General features: G+C 52.0%; 20 protein-coding genes. 5 read left to right on the forward strand and 15 right to left on the reverse strand.

Annotated elements, in window-relative coordinates; translation table 11 throughout:
• Positions 1-158 precede the first annotated feature (158 nt).
• Positions 159-704: a DUF2199 domain-containing protein gene (locus SFC07_RS12025; RefSeq protein WP_411208551.1), complete on the forward strand. Its 546-nt coding sequence runs from the start codon at positions 159-161 to the stop codon at positions 702-704.
• Between the two features lie 4 nt (positions 705-708).
• Here SFC07_RS12025 and SFC07_RS12030 read toward each other — a convergent pair whose 3' ends face one another.
• Entirely contained in the window at positions 709-1,356 is a 648-nt protein-coding gene (locus SFC07_RS12030) for a hypothetical protein (protein WP_411208552.1), read from the reverse strand.
• A 127-nt stretch (positions 1,357-1,483) separates the two neighbouring features.
• Positions 1,484-1,984, reverse strand: coding sequence for a ribonuclease E activity regulator RraA (gene rraA / locus SFC07_RS12035; protein WP_411208553.1), 501 nt, complete (start codon positions 1,982-1,984; stop codon positions 1,484-1,486).
• Between the two features lie 229 nt (positions 1,985-2,213).
• Between rraA and SFC07_RS12040 the strand changes: the two genes are divergently transcribed.
• Complete coding sequence (locus SFC07_RS12040; RefSeq protein ID WP_411208555.1) at positions 2,214-4,592, forward strand: MMPL family transporter; 2,379 nt, start codon at positions 2,214-2,216, stop codon at positions 4,590-4,592.
• The gene (locus SFC07_RS12045; RefSeq protein WP_411208557.1) at positions 4,576-5,169 is read left to right on the forward strand and encodes a TetR/AcrR family transcriptional regulator; all 594 of its coding nucleotides are present in this window, start codon (positions 4,576-4,578) and stop codon (positions 5,167-5,169) included. Before SFC07_RS12040 ends, SFC07_RS12045 begins: the two co-directional genes overlap by 17 nt.
• 74 nt (positions 5,170-5,243) lie before the next feature.
• Here SFC07_RS12045 and SFC07_RS12050 read toward each other — a convergent pair whose 3' ends face one another.
• Positions 5,244-6,563, reverse strand: a complete 1,320-nt coding sequence (locus SFC07_RS12050) for an alpha/beta hydrolase (RefSeq protein WP_411208559.1) — start codon at positions 6,561-6,563, stop codon at positions 5,244-5,246.
• A 173-nt stretch (positions 6,564-6,736) separates the two neighbouring features.
• Here SFC07_RS12050 and SFC07_RS12055 point away from each other — a divergent pair, with 173 nt between their 5' ends.
• Positions 6,737-7,909 (forward strand): DUF6882 domain-containing protein, encoded by a 1,173-nt coding sequence (locus SFC07_RS12055; RefSeq protein ID WP_411208560.1) that lies wholly within the window; start codon positions 6,737-6,739, stop codon positions 7,907-7,909.
• On the opposite strand, the gene SFC07_RS12060 is transcribed toward SFC07_RS12055, so the two are convergent.
• Together SFC07_RS12060 and SFC07_RS12065 are read right to left on the reverse strand one after the other, a co-directional pair.
• Positions 7,893-8,615 (reverse strand): hypothetical protein, encoded by a 723-nt coding sequence (locus SFC07_RS12060; protein ID WP_411208561.1) that lies wholly within the window; start codon positions 8,613-8,615, stop codon positions 7,893-7,895. The genes SFC07_RS12055 and SFC07_RS12060 overlap by 17 nt on opposite strands.
• Positions 8,616-8,689: 74 nt before the next feature.
• Positions 8,690-9,706 carry a 3-hydroxyisobutyryl-CoA hydrolase gene (locus tag SFC07_RS12065; protein WP_411208562.1) on the reverse strand — a complete coding sequence of 339 codons (1,017 nt, stop codon included), beginning with the start codon at positions 9,704-9,706 and terminating at the stop codon, positions 8,690-8,692.
• Positions 9,707-9,787: 81 nt separating this feature from the next.
• Between SFC07_RS12065 and SFC07_RS12070 the strand changes: the two genes are divergently transcribed.
• Positions 9,788-10,603, forward strand: a complete 816-nt coding sequence (locus SFC07_RS12070; RefSeq protein ID WP_411208563.1) for a Cof-type HAD-IIB family hydrolase — start codon at positions 9,788-9,790, stop codon at positions 10,601-10,603.
• Positions 10,604-10,662: 59 nt separating this feature from the next.
• Here SFC07_RS12070 and ppk2 read toward each other — a convergent pair whose 3' ends face one another.
• The 10 genes from ppk2 to SFC07_RS12120 all read right to left on the reverse strand — a co-directional run bounded on the left by ppk2 (position 10,663) and on the right by SFC07_RS12120 (position 21,322).
• Positions 10,663-11,598, reverse strand: a complete 936-nt coding sequence (ppk2, locus tag SFC07_RS12075; RefSeq protein WP_411208564.1) for a polyphosphate kinase 2 — start codon at positions 11,596-11,598, stop codon at positions 10,663-10,665.
• 118 nt (positions 11,599-11,716) lie between these two features.
• A complete protein-coding gene (locus tag SFC07_RS12080; protein ID WP_411208565.1) occupies positions 11,717-12,040 on the reverse strand; it encodes a putative quinol monooxygenase in 324 nt (107 codons plus the stop codon).
• 75 nt (positions 12,041-12,115) lie between these two features.
• On the reverse strand, positions 12,116-12,439 hold the full coding sequence (locus SFC07_RS12085; RefSeq protein ID WP_411208566.1) for a putative quinol monooxygenase: 324 nt from the start codon (positions 12,437-12,439) through the stop codon (positions 12,116-12,118).
• Between the two features lie 82 nt (positions 12,440-12,521).
• The gene (locus SFC07_RS12090) at positions 12,522-14,633 is read right to left on the reverse strand and encodes a heavy metal translocating P-type ATPase (RefSeq protein WP_411208636.1); all 2,112 of its coding nucleotides are present in this window, start codon (positions 14,631-14,633) and stop codon (positions 12,522-12,524) included.
• A 48-nt stretch (positions 14,634-14,681) separates the two neighbouring features.
• Positions 14,682-15,272, reverse strand: a complete 591-nt coding sequence (locus tag SFC07_RS12095) for a YdhK family protein (protein ID WP_411208567.1) — start codon at positions 15,270-15,272, stop codon at positions 14,682-14,684.
• Between the two features lie 195 nt (positions 15,273-15,467).
• The gene (locus SFC07_RS12100; RefSeq protein ID WP_411208568.1) at positions 15,468-17,291 is read right to left on the reverse strand and encodes an ABC-F family ATP-binding cassette domain-containing protein; all 1,824 of its coding nucleotides are present in this window, start codon (positions 17,289-17,291) and stop codon (positions 15,468-15,470) included.
• Between the two features lie 32 nt (positions 17,292-17,323).
• Positions 17,324-18,262 (reverse strand): 4-(cytidine 5'-diphospho)-2-C-methyl-D-erythritol kinase, encoded by a 939-nt coding sequence (locus tag SFC07_RS12105; RefSeq protein ID WP_411208569.1) that lies wholly within the window; start codon positions 18,260-18,262, stop codon positions 17,324-17,326.
• The gene (rsmA, locus tag SFC07_RS12110) at positions 18,263-19,132 is read right to left on the reverse strand and encodes a 16S rRNA (adenine(1518)-N(6)/adenine(1519)-N(6))-dimethyltransferase RsmA (protein ID WP_411208570.1); all 870 of its coding nucleotides are present in this window, start codon (positions 19,130-19,132) and stop codon (positions 18,263-18,265) included.
• Between the two features lie 36 nt (positions 19,133-19,168).
• Positions 19,169-20,317: a transglycosylase family protein gene (locus SFC07_RS12115; protein ID WP_411208571.1), complete on the reverse strand. Its 1,149-nt coding sequence runs from the start codon at positions 20,315-20,317 to the stop codon at positions 19,169-19,171.
• Positions 20,318-20,491: 174 nt separating this feature from the next.
• Positions 20,492-21,322: a TatD family hydrolase gene (locus tag SFC07_RS12120; protein ID WP_411208572.1), complete on the reverse strand. Its 831-nt coding sequence runs from the start codon at positions 21,320-21,322 to the stop codon at positions 20,492-20,494.
• Positions 21,323-21,338: the final 16 nt, after the last annotated feature.

A 21,338-nucleotide genomic window follows, 5' to 3' on the forward strand; every position in this document is an offset into this window, starting at 1 on the left:
CACAAAAGCCAAGCTAACAGCAACTTCACCCTAAAGTTATCCACAATCACCAATGGCCAAATCTAGTTATCCACAGCCACGCCCCTCGCCCGGAGTCACAATTTTAAACCGCAGCATAAACTGACCTGGAAACTCTTAAATACGCAGGAAGAGCGGTTATGAAAACAACAGAATTCTTTTGCCCGGCTTGCAATGGCGTCGCTTTCGGAGTGCCAGCACTTAGCCTGCACCTCCCCGATCCCGTAATAGATGCAAGTATGCAAGGCGCCCGAATCAGTTCCAGCCCTGACGTCTGTCAAATCCTTTACCCAAAACCAAAACGACATTTTGTTCGATCTAATATCGGAATCCCTGTCGGGGCAGGAATCAAGAAGCTAGAGTACGGGTGTTGGATTGAACTGAGTCGAGAAGATCTCCGAAAATTTCTTAACGCCAATCAGAGTCGAAAACCGCTTGAATTCCATGGCCACCTGGCGAATAAAATACCTGGGCTCGAAGATTCTTATGGCGCACCGGTTCTCATTCATTCCAAAGGGAAATCTCTCCAGTCGAAGTTTCGACCACTGCCTGCGATCCATTCGCTCTACACTGATTACAGTCGCGGAATTTCTCACCAAGAAGCTGATTTAAGAGTAGAAAATTGGATGCGGATCGTGAACATCGTCCCCGGCGCGCATCACCATCCAAAAAGTCCCAAAAATTAAAGACCTAGATGAGGGAATTTGCGCCCATCAAACAAAGAATAAGCGATACAAGATACCCAGACCACTTGGCAACAGTGGACTTATTTTCGCCAACTTTTTCAAACACTGTGCCAATCGGACTCTCAGGATATCGACGCACCCAACCAACCAACACGGCAACGATGATGGGCAAACTTAACGCCAAAGTTGCATAAACAACCAGACCTCCATAGCGGATCACAGGGCTGAAATCGCCGATGCTCAAAAACCCAAGTCCTGCATAAAAGGGCAAGGATGTGGCAGATTGGATTACACCCAAAATCAGGCCAGCACTAACAGTTTTCCAACTTGGGGTCTTCACAGGCGTTAGGAAGCCATCCAGCATTTTGGAGTTATCCCCCTTGGAAAGCACAGTTGCAATTAGTGAAATAACGCCAGTTGCAATCAAAATTATCCCGAACCACGGGGAATCTAGGAATACCTCAACCAATCCCCCGAGTCCATCAAAAACAAGCATTACAACGATGCTTAGCAGGAAAACGCCAAACCAATCGCCAACCAAGAGCAAGGTGGCGATTGGCCCATATTTACTGCCGCGAGGAAGCAGTGCAGCAATTGCTACAACAATGCCAATGAGGAGGACGTTTACAGAGTCCAAAAGAGCAAAACTCACGGCATGAAACAATTGGTTACACCTTCGATAGTCGACAAATAGTTACTAAGAGCCTACCCACATAAAGGGAAGGAGCCCCAATTTTTAGTGTCGCCCATCAGTCCATCAGCCCATCAACCTCTAGCAGTTACTGAACTACTGGCTCCTCGGTCACAACAATGCCGTCAGAATCTGCATAAAGATAATGGCCAGGGATAAAATCCACACCGCCAAAACTAACGGCGATATCTCGCTCGCCAGCACCAGTCTTGGTGGACTTACGTGGATTGGTTCCTAGTGCTTTGCAGCCGAATTCCATGTCGCCGATCACCGCAGAATCTCGAATCGCGCCATTAACTACCACTCCAGACCAACCATGATCCTTACCAAGAGCAGCAATAATATCGCCTACCAGAGCAGTGTGAAGTGAGGCATCACCGTCAATAACTAGGACGCCACCCTCACTATCTTCGCCAAGAATTGACTTTAAAAGTGCGTTATCTTGAAAGCATTTGACCGTAGTAATCGGGCCATGAAATTCCAGTTTGCCGCCAAGGTTTCGGAATTGAAGGTCACAGGACCGGACGTCTTCACCGATAATATCAACGAGGTCTGCAGTTGGGATAAATTTCGCGTTATTCGTAGTCATAGCAGCACAATAACCCAGAATCAGTACGTTCGTTCTGTCTCCAGCAAAAATATAGAGATTTATCACACATTTCCAAAGGTCTTGCACTTGCATCACAAAACGGCCTAGGCATTAACCTTCACCCCGTCCGCCAAACTAAACTTGCAGTGATCGTGCAAGTTTGCACAATTGATGCAAATTTCCCGCACTCACAGCCAGCTCCAAAACCTCTCTTTTCAGAAGGATCATCATGGCGAAGTTTCTCTATAAAATTGGCTCCCTTGCCTATCGTAAAAAATGGCCATTCCTAGCTTTTTGGCTCATCCTCCTCATTGGCATCTCTACCCTTGCCAGCCTCTATTCCAAGCCAACCACCAGCAGTTTCTCCATTCCCGGACTTGAATCCGTCACCACCATGGAGAAAATGCAGGAACGCTTCCCCGGTTCAGAGGACGCTACTTCTGCACCAACTGGTTCAGTAGTAATCCAGGCTCCAGCAGGCAGCACTCTCACTGATCCAGCAGTCTCTGCAGAAGTTAATAAAATGCTCGAAGAAGTCCGAGCAACTGGTGTCCTGAAGGATCCAGAATCTGTAGTGGATCCCGTAATGGCAGCTCAGGGCGTAGCAGCTCAAATGACTCCAGCTCTAGAAGCTCAGGGCGTTCCAGCAGATAAAATCGCCATCGACATCGCGTCGATAAGCCCCCTAAGCCCGGATGAGACCACCGGCATTGTTTCAATGACTTTTGACGCGGCGGCGGCGGCGGATGTATCCGCGGAGGACCGCACCGCGGTCACCGATATCCTCGACTCCTACGATGACGGCGATCTCACCGTTGTTTATAACGGCAATGTCTTCGGCGCGGCCGCAACCAGCCTGAATATGACCTCTGAGCTCATTGGTCTCCTCGTCGCTGCCGTCGTACTTATCGTGACTTTCGGTTCCTTTATTGCCGCCGGCATGCCACTGATTTCCGCAATTATCGGTGTCGGCATCGGCATTATGGGCATCCAGCTAGCAACCGCATTCTCGGATTCTGTCAGTGATATGACCCCAACCCTGGCTTCCATGATCGGCCTGGCTGTTGGCATTGACTATGCGCTCTTCATCGTGTCCCGTTTCCGCAATGAACTTATTGTGCAAACCGGTTCCAATGACCTTGAGCCGAAGGATCTTGTCCAGAAGCTGCGCAATATGTCGCTTGAAACCCGCGCGCACGCAATGGGTATGGCAGTAGGAACCGCTGGTTCTGCCGTCGTTTTTGCAGGCACCACCGTGCTCATCGCACTAATTGCGCTTTCCATCATCAACATTCCATTCCTCACCGTGATGGCCATCGCGGCCGCCATCACCGTGGCCGTGGCCGTCCTAGTAGCACTTACCTTCCTCCCTGCCCTGTTGGGTCTACTTGGTACCCGCATCTTCGCAGCTCGCGTCCCTGGCCCTAAGGTTCCAGACCCCGAGGATGAAAAGCCCACTATGGGCCTCAAGTGGGTCCGTCTAATCCGCAAGATGCCACTTGCCTACCTCGCAGTCGGCGTTATCTTGCTCGGCGCAATCGCTATCCCTGCAACAAATATGCGTCTTGCTATGCCTACCGATGGCACCTCTGCGCTTGGCACCGCACCGCGAACTGCCTATGACATGACCGCTGAGGCCTTTGGCCCCGGCAAAAATGCGCCAATGATCGCACTGGTAGATGCCACCAATATGGCTGAACAGGATCGTCCACAGGCTTTCGCCACCGCAGTGCAGGACTTCCTCACCATCGACGGCGTAAAGAACGCGCAAATCACTCAGACCACTGAGAACATGGACACTGCGCAAATTCTCATCACCCCTGAATATGACGCGATCGATGAGCGCACCTCGGACACTCTCCAGGCACTACGCAGCAACATCAGCACCTTCGAATCCGAAACTGGAGCTACCTACGGCATCACCGGTGTCACCCCAATTTATGATGACATCTCCGAGCGCCTTTCCAGCGTCCTGGTGCCTTATATCCTCATCGTTTTGGTACTCGCATTCTTCGTGCTTTTGCTGGTATTCCGTTCCATCTGGGTGCCACTAATTGCAGCTCTCGGCTTCGGTCTCTCCGTCGCCGCCACCTTCGGCGCCACCGTGGCTATTTTCCAAGAAGGTGCCTTCGGAATCATCAACGATCCACAGCCGCTCCTCTCCTTCCTGCCAATCATGCTCATCGGCCTGGTCTTCGGTCTGGCCATGGATTATCAAATCTTCCTGGTCACCCGCATGCGAGAAGGCTTTACCAAGGGCAAAACCGCTGGCAACGCCACCTCAAATGGCTTCAAGCACGGTGCCCGCGTGGTTACCGCAGCCGCCATCATCATGGTTTCCGTCTTCGCTGCTTTCATGGCTCAAGACATGGCCTTCATTAAGACCATGGGCTTCGCCCTAGCCGCGGCAGTCTTCTTCGACGCCTTCATCGTCCGCATGATGATCATCCCAGCAACGATGTTCCTGCTGGATGACAAAGCTTGGTGGCTGCCAAAGTGGTTGGATAAGATTCTTCCCAACGTTGACGTTGAAGGTGAAGGACTAACCGAGTTGAACCACGCTCAGACTGAAAAGCTAAAGGAAACCTCCGGTGTCGGGGCTGCGTGAAGCTAAAAAGGCTGCCACCCGCGACGCGCTTGCACGCGCCGCGGCGCACCTTGCCCTAACCGACGGCCCCGAAGCCCTTACGGTTGCCACAATTGCGGCCTCAGCAGGCGTATCGACGAGAACCTTTCACAACTACTTCGCCTCGCGGGAAGAAGCGCTTGTGGAGTTCATGCGTTCGAGAATTAACCATTTGATCGGGCAGCTTAATGAGCTTCCGCCAGAATTAGGTGCCCAAGATGCACTCGAGCACCTGGTAATTTCGCACCTACTCAAGGGAGATTCGGAGCTCGATTCTTTTAGCGCGCTTTATCATATTGGCGAAATTCTGGAAACGCTCGGTCCCCCACCCTGCGCTCTTGATGCCAATATTATGCTCGATTCCCTTCGAGATTTCTTCCGCAACAAGCAACCAGGGCTGCAAGATTTCGAAATTGATGTATCAATTCATCTCCAGGCGGCAGCAATTGCTTCCGCGTTGAAGTGGTACTACCGGGCACCAGAGCCCCGCGATCCGAAGGATGCAATGGCCCTGGTCCAGCGCGCCTGCGCCCTACTCAAGCCCGAGCCCGAGCCCTAAAACCCCAGCTACAAAACCAAAAGGCACCGCAACTTCTCCCAAAGGAAGTCGCGGTGCCTTTAAAAAATTTCGGTCTAGCTAGATCCAGAACTTCCAACAACGCTGCCGATAGCTCCACCAAGGCTGACCTCGGAAGACAATTCCGAGGAAGTCTCCGAAGAGCTCACGCCATTCGGGTTATAAACCGGGATTTCCCCACCATCTAAGCCGAAACCTTGCATCATCAAGGGGTAGAAACGGTGCAGCGCTTCATTCCAATAATCCCAGGCATGGGTGCCAACCACGCCAAAGTCATAATTAATTGTGTCGATACCCATTTGGTCTGTAACTGCCTTGAGATTATGGGTACAGGCATTAGACATCGCCTCAATTTGGAATCCCACCTTCAGGCGATCTTCAATTCCTGCTTCATCGGTGGGTGCATTTGGGCCGTAGTAGTCCAGCTCTGAAGCCAATCCGGAGGCTGCGTAGATATACAGGTTGTCCTGTTCTCCCAGCTTGGAAGCATTAATCAGAGGATCATTGTAGCGCGAGTAATCACTATCAACTTCGCCAAAAATCTGGCTTGGAACTGCATTGCCGTTAATAACGGTAGCTGCGATTCCGCGTCGTCCCATCCAGGAATTCGTTTCTGCACAACCAGAGAAGGACCCCACCGAGGAATAAAAATTGGGATTGTGGGAGGCATAGTTCAACACTGAACCTCCGGACATGGACATACCGATGAGGCTTCGTTGCCCATCAGCTCCAATAGCGGCTTCCAAAGGCTCAGGCAGCTCATGGGTAAGAAATGTCTCCCACTGCTGCTTTCCACCTAAGTCAGGGCTTTCCTCTACCCAGTCCGCAAAATAGCTATAAGCTCCCAGCATCGGCAAGATGACGTTGACATTGCTCGCACTCATCAACTCATCAAGATCAGTCTTGGTAACCCAGTTATCTGGACCTTGCCCGGCATCGCCACCGCCAAGGGCATAGACAGTCGGGCGTGGAACAGAGGTATCCTCCGGGACAATCCACACCAAAGGAATGGTGCGCTCCATTGATGGTGAGTAGGCATTAATCTGGTGAATTCGGTCTCCATCAACCCCAATAAAATTCCGCAGACGCGCCAAAACCTCTGGGTTCATATCAATGGTTGCCTTAGGCAATCCCTCTTTGCCGTTTGGATAACGCGGGTCCGTAAATTGTGGCTCATTCGAGGTAAAAAACCCGGAGAAGGCAGTGGAGTCGGTGGATCCTAAAGTGGTCAATTGAGTTCCAACAAAAGGAACCTCCCGAATTCCTTCTGGACGCTCCTTAATATCATCATTTGGATTGTAATTTTGACTTGGATCCATGCCGTAGTCATAGGCTGCAGCAATTCCCGCACCACAGAAAACTGAAGTAAATCCCATTGAAGCGCCAAGGATTAAGGAGAGGATTCGGGTTCTTCTAGTCTTCAATTGAAGTGCTCACTTTTCGAAATCGCCGGTTCTTTAAGATGTTCCGACTATTTTCACAGATTATCGGTCCGCAAACAACCTGGCACAATCCCACCAAAGCCAGCAAGAAGGAATATCCTAAGGTAATGGAAATCCCTCTTCCCATCTCACTCTCTGACGTTTTAACAGACGGAATTTTAGGACAATCTAGCGTTGACCAGGCCTTTGCTGCTGAATTAGGAAGCATTCAAGGCGTTGAGTTTAATATCGCCGAGGGTTCTACCAAGGCCGAGATCAGAATTAATCGCACCCCTGGTACCCCCTTTGATACCACCGGTGAAGTCATCGCCTGGATCAACAATAACGCTCTCACCTGGGAAACCACCCGTGGCGCGGACCTCAACATCCCAGAGCTCCGGGCCACCCAGCCTTTGAGCGACGCCCTCATCGCCGCGGGCCGCACCCTTTATGGCAATGCACCAGCGTTCATCGCGCCTTTTGGTTCCCGTGGCCAAGCGCTGGTGATCATTAATCACTTGCCACAGCTTTTCGACGCCCGCCGCGACCTCATCGACGGTCTCCCCGGCCTACCAGCTGGCACGGACCTCGCACGCGCGCTCAGTTCCTACGCCGCCTTCCGTGGCTTGGGCATCCACATTGAAACCAACCGCATCGCCTTCAGCGATGGCACCTCCCTGTTGCTACGCAACGGGCTACCCATTGAAATCGCAGGCGGGATGGGCTTGCGCGAGGTGCGCGCGGATGCGGCCTTGATGTCGGCTGAGCACCTATTGCTTTTCGACGCCATCTCGCCGCGCCATCAGCTACAGTTCAACCCCAACACTCGCACCGCATTGGTGGAAAATATGCTGGAGGTACAAGCTTTTCCACTAGCCACCATTGAGGGAAACACGTGGAAATGGGCGTGGGCGCAACCAGAATTTCAGGGCTCGGAAACTGAAGGGCTGGCGCGATTCGGTTTTGATAATGGAATCTTGCTGCTCACCACTCCTGAGGTACCACTTGCTGCAGCGCAGGAATTTGAGCTCATTAATGTAGCAAAACCCATTTTGAAGCGCTGGACCCATGCAGTACTAAATGAAGGGAACCGACAACTAATACTGTTGCTGGATCATCCACGTTTACATCTACCACCAGCATCTTTTGCAGCTGTGGATGCCACCTTGCATGAACCTATAGCTCAAGATATTGATTTCCAGCGTGCAATTGCTGCCTATGCACAGCTGCGTGGTGTCGTTTTTGATGGTCACACAATCATGGTGGACAATCGCCAAATCGATATTAACTTCCGTAGATAATAATGCCGACGATCACTGTCGCAGGCAGGATCATTAAGGCCAGCAAAGCCCAGCTCGCCGGGCGGGCCATGTTAATTACGGTGGTTTGGCCGTCGTCAAGCTCAATAAAAACGCGTGGGTCGGCGGGATTGTGATAAATGATGCCCCATTTTGGTGTGGAATCATCTTCGCGGGTGGGGATGACGCGGTCGATTTCTAATTGGCCGCGCCGTAGGGAAATAACAAACACCCAGGCTAACACCGCAATTGAGATCACATAGGCGGCCATTTCAAAGGTGCTCACCGGTCCAGGGCCGTTAACGCGGAGAGCGGAAATTGTGAGCACTGCTGCCAGGAAAAAGCTGAACCAACCGAGGCAACTTTGCACATTATTTAAAAATGACCAACGGCGGACCAATTGCACGGCGGAAGCATGGGGATGATCCTGCGCCAGATTTTCGGATCGATAAGAAATTAGCAGCGAAATCCCCACTGAAATCACTAAGACCAGCACCGCGCCGGCCACAACGCGGGCGATGAGGGTTTCAGAAGTCATTGGTGGTGCATATGAACCGCCCAGCGCAAAAAGACCACTATTTACTTGGGTAGGCATTTGCGCGGGGTAAAGATTAAGCATCGTTAGTGCTGCCACAATGCTCATCACGATCAAAGCAATGATTCCCAGGTACCAGGTCCAGGGAATAGGTATTTTACTCAGCGCTTTCACTGCACACCTTCCCTCACGCATAAAATAGAACTCTCAAACGAAAGTTCTATAACTAAGCTATCAAAAGGAGGTTGCTATTTCTTAATTAACGCTGCGTATTCTTCCTCTGCACGGACGCTACCGAATTGCGGATTTCGGTCCTTATCTACCACCGCAGCACGCACACCCTCAGCAAAATCTGGCTGGCGAATCATATGCAACGCCATAATGAGCTCATTATCTAGACCTTCGCGCAGATCCTGTGCTTCGCGATTGGCATTCATCAACGCCGAGGTAGCCACGATTGCACTAGGCGCAGCCTGGCGCAACAACTGATAAACCTCGTCCCTGAAGGCCACGTCGGGATGCGCGGCGAGGGCAGCGTCGATAAGCGCCCAAGTTTTTTGGCCGAAGGTTGCCTCAATGCTTTCCGCCTGCGCAGCCAGCGTGCTCGCCTCTGCTGGTTGGGTGGAAAATTCACCGAGTGCGGCTTCGAGAGAGTCTTGGAGCAATGTGGTGGTGAAGGCTTCAACATCCGCCGAGCGAATAAAATGCGAGGCGATGCCAGTCCATAACATGTCAGCTGGACTCAGGCGGCGGCCAGTAATGCCGAGGAATTTAGCGATTGCAGGTGTGGTTACCTGTTGGGAAAAATAAGTAAATCCCACATCGGGCACATAACCAATTGCGGTCTCTGGCATGGCGGCAAGCGCTTTTTCAGTAATGATGCGATGTGAGCCATGCATACTTACGCCCATTCCCCCACCCATCACAATGCCATTAATCAGGGCAATCACGGGCTTGGGATAGGTTCCAAGGTGGTTCACCAGATCAAATTCCGCTTGGAAATAGTGATCTCCAAACTCAGGATTTCCAGCAACTACCGCCTCGCGCAAATCTCTAATATCTCCGCCTGCACAAAATGCCCGTTCGGACGTTGAATAAATGAGCACCTGCTTTATCGACTCATCAGTCTCCCAGGCATTGAGCGCATCCTGGATAATATTCACCATTTCCAAATTTATGGAGTTGAGAGCCTTCGCACGATTTAGGGCAACAACGCCGGTATTATGCCGTACTTCAATAATTACAGGAGCTTCCATAATGTTCATGAATCTAGTGTGGCATAGCTTGCAGCATGGAGTGTGACACAATAGGCAATTAGAACGATTTTGGAAAGGAATCTCACCCCCATGGATTTTCGCCTTGTTGCAACCGACATGGATGGCACCCTACTTAATGAACAAAGAAGAATTCCAGAAGGATTTTGGAAGGTTCTGGAGCAGCTGCGGGAAAAAGATATTGCCTTTGCCCCTGCCAGTGGCCGCCAACTAGCCACCTTGCAGACCCAATTTGAAAGGGCAGGCGAACCACTTTCCTATATTGCAGAAAATGGTACCGTGGTTGTGCACAATGGTGAGATTATTTCTTTGACCACTATCGATGCCGACACAGTCCATGCGATTATCGACGCAGTCCGCGAATCCTCCGTGGACATGGGTGCTGTGGTGTGCCGCCCGGAGCGCGCCTTTGTGGAGCGTTTCGACGAAGCTTTCCGCGCCGAAGGCACCCAATATTACCTTGCTCTTGATGAGGTTGATGACCTGCACGAGGTGGTTAATGACGAGGTTATTAAGGTTGCGATTTTCACCTTCGCCGATGCCGAAACAGATTGCGCTCCAGTGATTCGCGCTGCTGCACCCGATGCCAATGTAGTGGTTTCCGGCAAGCACTGGGTCGACGTAATGGATGAATCCGCCAATAAGGGCCACGCACTTGCAACCCTGCGCGAAGCCCTGGGAATTGCCGAATCTGAAACCTTGGTTTTTGGCGACTACCTCAATGACACCGAGCTCATGAAAGCTGCTGGCACCTCCTATGCCATGGCCAATGCACACCCCGATATCTTGGCTTTGGCTGATGAAATCGCCCCTTCAAATGCAGAAGCCGGAGTTGTAGTAGTTCTCCAAAATCTACTTAATGAAGAACTCAAAACTCCGACCATTTAGGCGCTTTTAGCTTTTGGGGCGTTGGGGTGTTGGGTCTAAGGAAGGGCAGGGTTGGCTAGTTATTTAGCCTTCTTCTTGCCCTTTTTGTCTTTCCTAGCCTTCTTGTCCTTTTTCTCCTGCTTTTCCTGCTGTTTTTCTGCTTCGATGCGATCTTCCTCTAGATGCGCTGCAACATCAGGAACATAGCGGAACTCATCGCGCGGCGGACGCACATAATCAGTATCAGGATTTGGTCGCTCCGGGATTTCTGGCAGTGGGCGATCAATCTTCTCATAAGGAATCGTGGAGAGCAGATGCGAGATCACGTTGATGCGGGAACGCTTCTTATCCTCAGATTCCACGGTGTACCACGGTGCCGAAGGAATATCGGTGTGAATAAACATCTCATCCTTGGCGCGAGAATAATCCTCCCATTTAGTAATGGACTGAAGATCCATTGGTGAAAGCTTCCACCGCCTAAGGGGATCGCTCAGGCGATCTTGGAAACGCTCAATTTGCTCTTCATCAGACACTGAGAACCAGTACTTGCGCAGGTGAATGCCATCTTCTACCAGCAGACGCTCAAAAATTGGGGCCTGGTGCAAGAAGCGACGGTACTCCTGGGAGGTACAAAAGCCCATGACGCGTTCAACGCCAGCACGGTTGTACCAAGACCTATCAAAGATGACGATCTCACCCGCTGAAGGCAACTTTTCAATATAACGCTGGAAATACCACTGACCTTTTTCACGGGAGCTAGGGGTAGGAAGTGCTTCAATCCTGGCAGTGCGAGGGTTGAGATACTGAGTGATGCGCTTGATGGCAGAGCCCTTGCCTGCGGCATCGCGGCCTTCCATAACAATGACCACGCGGGCGCCAGTTTCCACGACCCACTGCTGCAGGTCTACCAACTCAGCTTGGAGGCGCTTGAGTTCTTTTTCATAAGCTTTTTTATCCAGCTTTGGCGGATTCTTGTGGAAGTCCGGCTGGTTTTCAGATTCTTTTTTATTTCCCATGATTTGAGCCTACAAGTAATTTGGCTAGGATTTTGCATCCTGGGTATGAAAAATCCCCCATTAGCTACAAAGGTTTGATAAAGATACCTTCGAGATGGGGGATTTGAACTGCGTCCGACTAGTTAACTGCAAAATCACTGAAACGTTCCCAACCCTTTTTGTGTGGAAACTCGCTCTGCACAATGAGCGGAGTTTGTTGCAGTAAAGGTGGCAGAGTTTCTTGTGCTCTGAGGTAGGGCTCGCTTTGAAGGTGCGCTTTGGCGCCTTCATCAGTCCATACTCCAACAACCAGATACTCACCGGGATAGTCAGTATTACGGAACCAGTCGAAATAGAGGCAGCCTTCCCCTGCCCTAGTTTCTTCTGTGAATTTGTCTACTGTGTAGCGGAATGTCTCCACGTACTTAGCCTTAGGCTTAAAGCGAATGTTTATGATATGCATGCTTCAAGCATACTGCTTTTTAAGACAATATGAACTAGCTCACATTAAAGAATTTACAAATTGGAGCAATAGTTTTTACTTAACTGCGAACTCCGCCATACGATCCCACTCAGTCTTGCCTTCAATAAGAGTGTTGATGATTTCTGGGGTCTCAACCAAGATGGTTGGGAAAAGCTCACAAGCAGCCTTGAAATGATCGCTGTTGACATGAGCTTCTGCGGCATCATCCTGGAAGGCTTCAATGAGCACAAACTCATTGGGGTTATCAGTGTTGATAGACCAGTCGAAGAAGATATTTCCCTCTTCTGCGCGAGTCTTCTCGGTGAACTCCGCTACCAATTCGCGGAAGTTTGCAACATACTCTGGCAATGGCTTGAATTTTACGTTAATGAGAATCACCTAATTAATACTAGTCATATTCTTCAGCGGTCTGTCGTCAACTACGGCGCACGTAGCCAGATGCCGCCTCGCCTCTAGACACTTAAGCCTTGGCAGCTTTAACTTTGGTCGCTTCCAGTGAAAGATCAAGCTTTCTTAGCAACTGCGCGTTGAGAGCTACCACAATCGTAGAAATCGACATCAAAATTGCGCCAACACTCATTGGCAAGACAAAGCCCAAGGGGGCAAGAATTCCTGCAGCCAGTGGAACTGAGATGAGGTTATAGCCAGCTGCCCACCACAGATTTTGCTGCATTTTCTTATATGCAGCGCGCGAAAGTCGAATCATGGAAAGCACTGAGCGTGGATCAGAGGAAGCCAAAATTACTCCGGCCGAATTAATCGCCACGTCAGTACCTGCACCGATGGCGATGCCTACATCAGCTCGGGCCAATGCTGGGGCATCATTAACACCATCTCCCACCATTGCTACGAGACGTCCCTCTTCTTGGAGTTCTGCAACCTTAGAGGCTTTATCCTCTGGCCTCACTCCCGCGAAAACTCGATCGATCCCTAGATCTTTAGCCACCGTATTTGCTACCGCTTGGGCGTCGCCGGTAATCATCACAACTTGAATTCCAAGATCATGCAGGGACTTTATGGCTGCATAGGATTCGGGGCGAACCTCATCAACCAAAGACACCGCCCCCACGACGCGAGAGTCCACCAGTACATGAAGAATCGTGCCACCAGTTTCATTCCATGTCTGAGCAATCGGCAGTGCTTCCGTTGAATGCTCTTGCAATAAGAATGGTCCACCTACCTCGACAACCTGGCCATTAACCGTCGCTTTTACCCCAACGGCAGGTGCGGAGGTGAAGTCTTTAGCTGGCTGAATCGCAATGCCTTTATCTTTTGCAGCACGCAGAATTGCTCGTGCCAGTGGGTGTTCACTATTCGCTTCGGCTGCGGCGGCTAGCGCCAAAACATCCCTCTCTTCGATTCCATCGATGGCCGCAATTTCAGCGAGACGAGGCTTTCCCTTGGTCAAAGTGCCAGTCTTATCAAAAAGAACGGTGTCAATCTTTCGCATGGACTCTAGCGCGAGGCGGTCTTTAATCAGCACTCCCCCGCGGGCAGCCCGTTCGGTGGCGATTGAAACAACAAGTGGAATTGCCAAGCCCAAAGCATGCGGACAAGCAATAACCAAGACAGAGATAGTGCGAATGACAGCTTCATCGGGAAGTCCAAACAACGACCATACAAGAGCAGTAATCAGCGCTGCTCCAAGTGCGAACCAGAAGAGCCAATTGGCTGCAGTATCCGCAATGCGCTGGGCACGGGATGATGAAGCCTGAGCCTCGGCAACTAGTTTTTGAATCCCAGCCAGCGTTGTCTCATCTCCGGCAGCGGTTACCTTAACCTTCAGTCCAGAATCCGTTGCGATAGTTCCCGCAATCACCTGATCGCCAGTTTCACGCCAGATTGTTTGAGATTCACCAGTAACCATGGCTTCATCCATCGAAGCAGCACCTTCAATAATGAGGCCATCAGCCGGAACTGCACCACCCGGGCGCACAATAACTACATCGCCAACCTGCAGCTCACCCGGCGCGACCTTATATAGTTCTTCACCGACTACTTTTTCTGCTTCATCTGGTAACAGCGCCGCCAAAGAATCAAGTGCTGAAGTTGTCTGAGCCAAGGAACGCATTTCGATCCAGTGCCCTAGCAGCATGATTACTACCAAGAGCGCCAATTCCCACCAGAAATTGAGCTCATGGCTAAGCATTTCCAAGCTGGCTCCCCAAGAGGCGAGGAAAGCCACAGTCAGCGCAAGTGCGATCAGAAGCATCATGCCTGGTTTGCGGCTCCGAATTTCGGCACCAGCTCCAGCAAGGAATGGCCAGCCACCCCAGAAATAAATCACGGTACCTATGACCGGCGAGACCCAAGGCACCCACCACAAATTTGGCAGCGAGTAGCCGATCATGCCGGCGAACATGTCATTAAAAACCACCACAGGTATGGCAAGAAAGAGCATCACCCAAAATAGTTTGCGGAATTTTTCCACGTGACCCACATGCCCACCGTGACCCACATGCCCACCGTGACCTGCGTGCTCTTCATGGGCCATATGCTCAGCGTGCTCCACATGATCTCCGTGCCCAGTATGGCCCTCATGACCAGAGTGAGTTATGTGTGAATCTCCCATAGTCATGAGAAACCTCTACCTTTCAGATTCTTTATTCCATCAGGGCATTTAGCTCAGAGATTGCATTTCGCTTTCAACAACCCACATGTGGTTTTCCATGGTCATGCCATTCATTTCATAGTCAACGGCATATACAGTTTCATCGGTGGAGGCCACAATGGTGGCTTCGGCGCCGTTCATTCCGGCCATGTGATCAGCGGTGAGAGTAACTTTGGTGCCATTTGCTAGGCGCTCGGTGCCTGCATCCTTAATTTCTTCTTGCACCACCCAGCGGTGATCCTTCACTGTGTCTCCCCCACCAGTTGGCACATAGTCCACGGAGTAGGTGTAGGTCGTGTAGGCGCCTGCCACAGTTGCAGTTGCACCGTTCATACCTGGCATGTGGTCGGCAGTAAGTGTCACTTCAGTGCCAACTGGATAGGTGGGATCTGTCGCATCAACCATCGCCGCAGGAACTTCTGAACCACTCATAGAGTGCGCCATGCTCGAATGATCCCCATGGCCGGCAACTGCAGATGACGATGTTGCAGTGCTTTCAGGAGTGGCAGTAGAACTCGTATCCGCCGGAGAACAGGCGCTCAGTGTCACTGTGCCAACAGCCAGCAGAGAAATAAGCAGCAATTTTGCGTGGTTTTTCATGATTAAATCCTCAAATAGTGCCTACGCTTTGGGGCGCTCGTCACCTTCCACAACCTGTGGTGACCTAAACACCAACTTATACCCCATGGGGGTATATGGCAATGCCTACTAGATCACAACCCCAAGTCCATTCACAAAACAAAAGGCCGCTCCCGAGGGAACGGCCTTTCACAAATTTCTGAAGCTAGGTGGGTTTTAGCCCTCGATTTCTTCTCCGAGTTCCATCCACTGCATTTCTAACTCGCTATGTTCATCACGCACGGCACGAAGTTTTTCATCAATCTCCGTCAGCTTTGCGGTGTCCATCTTTTCAGCTGCATCAGCCATCTGCTGGTTGAGCTTGTCCATTTGTTGGTCAAGCTTGCCCATTTTGCGCTCCAAGGCGTTCATTTCCTTGGTGATGCGGTGCCGCTCCTGCGCGGACATCTTCGAGGCCCCAGCCTCAGCCGCCGACGCAAAAACATCAGGTACAGCATTGGCAGAACCAAGATTCAGCACACCGGTATCCGCAGCTTCCAAAAGCTTCACACGGCGGGCCAAATATTCTTCAATTCCGCCTGGAAGATTGGTTAGTTTGCCGTCGCCAAACAGCGCCCAGGTGGAGTCGGTAACACGCTCAATGAGGTAACGGTCGTGGGAAATCACAACCAAGGTACCGGGCCATCCGTCAAGCAAGGACTCCAGTTCCTGCAGGGTATCGATGTCGAGGTCGTTGGTGGGCTCGTCGAGAAGCAAAACATTGGGCTCAGCCATCAACACGCGGGTCAGCTGCAAACGCCTGCGCTCACCACCGGAAAGGTCGCCCACCGGGGTGCGCTGGCGCTTGGCAGAAAATCCCAGGCGCTCAGCCAGCTGTGAAGCGGAAATCTGCTTATCGCCCATCATCACATAGGAGGCAACATCTTCCACGCAGTCAATGAGACGGCGGGAAAGATCAAGATCATCAAGTTCCTGGCGCAACCAGCCCAGCTTGACCGTTTGGCCTTCAATACGCTTGCCTGCCCGCAGCGGATGTTCGCCAGCCAAGGTGCGCAGCAGCGTCGTTTTACCAGAACCGTTCACACCCACCAGACCAATGCGCTCGCCAGGAGCTAGGCGCCAGGTGAGGTCTTCCACCAAAATGCGATCATCTGGGGTCGCAATGGTGGCATCTTCCAGTTCAATAACCACACGTCCCTGACGTGATTTGGAAAAGGCCATTAACTCGACGCTGTCGCGCGGTGCTGGAACATCGGCGATCAAAGCCTCCGCCGCTTCAATGCGATAGCGCGGCTTGGAGGTACGAGCCGGTGCACCACGGCGCAACCAGGCAAGTTCTTTACGTGCCAAGTTCTGGCGACGTTGCTCAATAATATCGGATTGGCGGGCACGCTCAGCACGCGCGAAGGTCCAGTCGTTGTAGCCACCTTCATAAGAATCAACCACGCCATCGTGGACTTCCCAGGTGGTGGTGGCAATGGTATCCAGGAACCAACGATCGTGGGTGACCACCACAATGGCAATCTTGCGGGAGAGCAAATAAGACGCCAGCCACTGCACACCCTCAACATCGAGGTGGTTAGTGGGCTCGTCCAGCACAATCAGATCAAGATCCTGCACCAAAGCGGCAGCCAGGTTGGTGCGGCGGCGTTCACCACCGGAAAGATTGCCCACCTTGGTATCCAGACCAAGGTTGACAATACCCAAGCCACCCAGCACATCGCGCACAGTGGCATTGGAAGCCCACTCAAAAACCTGCAACCCTAATGGGCCAAGAACCACGTCAGCCACGGTGTCTTCATCATTAAGCTCAGCGCGCTGGGTCACCACAGCCATGCGCAGATCAGAGTTATGGGACACACGGCCAGCATCTGGAGGCTCGATTCCAGTAAGCACTTCAAGCAAGGTGGTCTTGCCACCGCCGTTGAGGCCGACCACACCGATACGGTCGCCGGTTTGCACCCCCAGCGACACCCCGTCGAGAAGCGTCTTTAATCCCCACGTCTTTGAGACGTTTTCCAGATTGATCAGATTGGCCATTGTGTTTTTCTTTTACTCCAAGTTCACTAGCTTTAGTCTTCGATAGACAAAATATGTGCTCCGCGGGTTCGCGCGGAGCGAGATGCTGGGCCGGAAGCCACATGAGCTGCCAAAACCTGCCCGCCATCGATGAGGGCATCTGCCACATCGCGGGCCTCAGTTGCGTTTTCGCAAATAAATACCAGCGTAGGCCCAGAGCCGGACACGATGCCGGTAAAGGCGCCAGCGCGCACACCGTCAGTTAACACAGTGCGCAGTTCTGGACGCAAGCTCAAAGCAGAAATCTGCAGGTCATTGTGCAGGGCAGCGCCAACGCTAATATAGTCGCCCTCCAGCAAAGCCTCGCTGAGCTCTTCAATTTCAAAATTCGGCGGCCAATCCAGCTGATCATGCTTCCTAAACACCGTTGGCGTGGAAAGTCCCTTAGCAAAAACGGCGACAACCCAGTGATATTTTCCGCGATTAAGCATGTCTACCAATAGTTCACCGCGACCAGTTCCCCGCATAGTGCCACCTAGCAGGCAAAAAGGAACGTCAGAACCAAGTTCTGCAGCCACCTCTAATAAGGTTTCCCTACCAAAAGGCCCAATCCAGGCATCCACTGCGCGCAAGGCGGCGGCCGCATCAGCAGAGCCACCAGCCATACCGCCAGCAACCGGAATGCCCTTCTCAATATGCAGCGTAACCGCAGGTAGCGGGGTTTGCTCGGCGCGACGCGCCACCAACGCGTCAACTGCGCGCCACGCCAGGTTGGTGGCGTCTTCCGGGACCCCACGGGGTCCGGTTACAGAAAGGCGCTTTACGACGGATCCCTCCTCCACCATTTCACCCTCAATGGTTTCTAAGGTGACGGTGTCAAAAAGATCAATGGTTTGAAAAACGGTGAGCAAATCGTGGAATCCATCTCCACGCAGGGGCCCGACACCAAGATGCAAATTGGTTTTAGCCCAGGCCTTTGCCGTAATTTTCACCTAAGCCTCCAACACTCCAGCCAAACGAACATAATCTGCCACATCCAGCTTCTCACCGCGCAAGCCCGGATCAATATTGACTGCTCTAAGCGCATCTTCAGCAGCTTGAGCCGAACCAAAATGTCCTGAAAGTGCTGCTCGCAGGGTTTTGCGACGCTGCAAGAAAGCGGCATCAATAATTGGCCATACCTTCTTGCGGGTAGCGTCATCTTGTTTCCAAGGAGTATCTACCCTGGTGATTTTCACCAGACCAGACTCAATCTTCGGTGCTGGCCAAAAGACATTTTTGCCAATTGCCCCGGCGCGGGTGACTGGTCCATAGAATGAAGCCTTCACACTTGGGACGCCATAAATTTTGGACCCAGGATCTGCTGCGAGGCGGTCAGCCACCTCAGCTTGGACCATCACGAGCACCTTGGTGATGGTAGGAAATTCTTCCATCATGTGCAGCAATACTGGGACTGAGACGTTATACGGCAGGTTGGCCACCAACGCGGTGGGCTGGACTGCCATATCTGCCTGTTTTACCTGCAGCGCATCTTTGAGCACAATGCTCAATTTATGCGCCAATTCAGGAGCTCGCCATTGGAAAGTAGCGGGTAATTCTGCTGCCAGGCGGGGATCAATTTCCACCGCGGTAACAGTTTGAGCCACGTCCACCAAGGCGAGAGTGAGGGAACCAAGTCCTGGTCCCACCTCTACCACATGGTCTTCGGCAGTTAAGCCCGCGGCGCCAACAATTCGACGCACGGTATTGGGATCATGAACAAAGTTCTGTCCCAGTTTTTTCGTGGGTGTGACATCGAGTTTTTCTGCGAGGGCGCGGATCTCCACCGGGCCAAGCAGCTGTGCGCCTGAGGGTTCTTCCATAGCATCCCAATCTACCTGCAGGATGCGATATTTCTACTATCGGATGCCCATGCTTGCGGTGCAAGCAGGCCATGCGCCCCAACCTTGGGCAGCTTGTACCTTTTCAGCAATAGCGATCTGCTGTTCGCGGGACGCTGCTGCAGCATCACTTGCGTAGGCGCCACCGCCATATGCCAACCAGGTCTGCGCATTAAACTGCAGGCCACCTGAGTAACCATTGCCAGTGTTAATGGCCCAGTTGCCGCCAGATTCGCACTGTGCCAGCTGATCCCATACCGAACCGCTCGCTACCGCAGCTGCTGAAGCGGTGGAAGCAGCCTTGGTGCCTCGGCTAACCTTGGCTGGAGTTGCTGGGGTGACCTCAACTTCATTAACAATTGCAGATTCAGTCTCCACACCATTAACGGTGGTGATCTGGCGAGTCACTTCCTTGGCGCCTGGAGTACCTGGCTCCAATACGGTTTCTTCGCCTTCTGGAGCATCTGGATTATCAACGTAGACCGTTGTCGCTTCCACTGGAACAGTGTCGGTGACCTGGTTGCTAGATACTCGATCAATAACAACCTGGGTGTTGTTCTTCAACGCAGTTGCTGGATCGAGGTTAAGGCGATCATCATCGTCGAGGGAAATTCCGCGCTCTTCCAGAGCCTCGGCAACATCCTTGGCAGCGATGGACAAGTAGGTTACCTTGCCACCGTCATTGATGGAGATGATCTTGGACTTGGTGACGTTAAGCTCCAAGCCATCATCTGGGATAGTGGCATCAAGATCAGCGTCAACAGCGTCGGCTGGAGTAACTCCGCCAATTTCATTAAGCAGATCTTCCACCGATGCTGCGGTGGTGGTGACCTGTTTGGTCTCACCCTCCACCACAACTGCAACCTGCTTTGCAGTGCGTACAGTCACCGTGGTGTTGTCAGTGAGCGCAGAATCCAGGGAAGGTGAGACGATATCTTGGTCGCCGAGCTCAATTCCCGCTTGGGTTAGTGCGCCTTCGACAGTTCCAGACATGGTCACAAGTGCCAGCTGTTCGCCGTTGACATCAACAGTGATGTCTTTTTTGGTTGTTGCAGCTGTCACTCCGCCGATGAGCAGAGTGGCGAGCATGCCACCGGTGGCCAGACGCAGCGGCACAGAGCGTGTGCTGTTGATCTGGTTGATCCGTGACTTTTGATGGGTCGCCATTAATTAAACTTCTTCACTCTCGGGATATGAACAATTAATCACAATACGGTAACAAAATGCCCCCGTCTAGAAGCAAAACGCCAATGCCGTCCCCTGAGCAAACTTCAGTAACATCCGCCACTTGCCCTACAACTGACCACGGTCAACTCGGGGATCATGGTTTGTGTCACATTTTTAGCCGTGGGGATGATAAACGCGATCAAAGTTGTCAGAAAGTGCCTCCGTCAACTCCTCCACAGCCATGCCCCGCGACTCCGCGATGCACAGTGCGGTGTGACCAATCAAAGAGGGCTCATTTCGCGATCCGCGGAAAGGTTCTGGGGTCATAAAAGGCGCATCGGTTTCGATAAAAATCTGCTCCAATGGCGCAATTTTGGCAGCTTCCCGCAGCTCTTCATTGCGCTTAAAAGTAATATTTCCTGCAAAACTGAGGATATAACCACGGTCTAGAGCTTCCTTGGCAATGTCCAGCGGTGAAGAAAAGCAGTGCAAGATCGTATTTTCAGGACGTGGCGCATGTGCCAAAACCCGCATGAGATCAGCATCAGCTTCACGATTATGGATCATCAACGCCTTTTGTGACTGCACTGCCAGCTCAATGTGCCAGCGCAGCGCTTCCTCTTGTACCTCCAAAGCCGCCGTACTTTCGGGGTCATGAGTAATCCAATAGGTATCCAAACCGGTTTCGCCAATGGCTACGCATGCCGGATCCTGCGCCATCTCAGTCAAACGCTGACGGGCTTGTGCATCCAATTGATCCGCCTTTGTGGGGTGGATCGCACAAGCAGCAAAAACATTGCTAAAGTCCTGCGCTGCTTTTAGGGCGAGCTCGGCCTCTGCGAGGCCATCACCAACAGTGCAGAGCTTTTCGACGCCGGCATATTTGGCGCGTTTCAGCAATTCGGCGGTGTCTCCGCCACAGGATGCCAGGTGCGTGTGGGCATCAATGAGGTTGGGAATAAATTGGGCAGGGACAGGTACTGGGCGTGGCTTCTTCTTAGACATATTGGCCTTTATTCTA

Origin of the sequence: Corynebacterium callunae (genome assembly GCF_046592015.1) — a bacterium.
In the GTDB taxonomy this organism is placed as follows: Bacteria; Actinomycetota; Actinomycetes; order Mycobacteriales; family Mycobacteriaceae; genus Corynebacterium; species Corynebacterium callunae_A.

Bases quoted from the DNA above. Each gene is read 5' to 3' on its own strand.
- SFC07_RS12025 (WP_411208551.1), top strand. From the start codon at position 159: ATGAAAACAACAGAATTCTTTTGCCCGGCTTGCAATGGCGTCGCTTTC.
- rraA (WP_411208553.1), bottom strand. From the start codon at position 1,984: ATGACTACGAATAACGCGAAATTTATCCCAACTGCAGACCTCGTTGAT.
- SFC07_RS12040 (WP_411208555.1), top strand. From the start codon at position 2,214: ATGGCGAAGTTTCTCTATAAAATTGGCTCCCTTGCCTATCGTAAAAAA.
- SFC07_RS12050 (WP_411208559.1), bottom strand. From the start codon at position 6,563: ATGGGATTTACTTCAGTTTTCTGTGGTGCGGGAATTGCTGCAGCCTAT.
- SFC07_RS12055 (WP_411208560.1), top strand. From the start codon at position 6,737: ATGGAAATCCCTCTTCCCATCTCACTCTCTGACGTTTTAACAGACGGA.
- SFC07_RS12065 (WP_411208562.1), bottom strand. From the start codon at position 9,706: ATGAACATTATGGAAGCTCCTGTAATTATTGAAGTACGGCATAATACC.
- SFC07_RS12070 (WP_411208563.1), top strand. From the start codon at position 9,788: ATGGATTTTCGCCTTGTTGCAACCGACATGGATGGCACCCTACTTAAT.
- ppk2 (WP_411208564.1), bottom strand. From the start codon at position 11,598: ATGGGAAATAAAAAAGAATCTGAAAACCAGCCGGACTTCCACAAGAAT.
- SFC07_RS12080 (WP_411208565.1), bottom strand. From the start codon at position 12,040: ATGCATATCATAAACATTCGCTTTAAGCCTAAGGCTAAGTACGTGGAG.
- SFC07_RS12090 (WP_411208636.1), bottom strand. From the start codon at position 14,633: ATGGGAGATTCACACATAACTCACTCTGGTCATGAGGGCCATACTGGG.
- SFC07_RS12095 (WP_411208567.1), bottom strand. From the start codon at position 15,272: ATGAAAAACCACGCAAAATTGCTGCTTATTTCTCTGCTGGCTGTTGGC.
- SFC07_RS12100 (WP_411208568.1), bottom strand. From the start codon at position 17,291: ATGGCCAATCTGATCAATCTGGAAAACGTCTCAAAGACGTGGGGATTA.
- rsmA (WP_411208570.1), bottom strand. From the start codon at position 19,132: ATGGAAGAACCCTCAGGCGCACAGCTGCTTGGCCCGGTGGAGATCCGC.
- SFC07_RS12115 (WP_411208571.1), bottom strand. From the start codon at position 20,317: ATGGCGACCCATCAAAAGTCACGGATCAACCAGATCAACAGCACACGC.
- SFC07_RS12120 (WP_411208572.1), bottom strand. From the start codon at position 21,322: ATGTCTAAGAAGAAGCCACGCCCAGTACCTGTCCCTGCCCAATTTATT.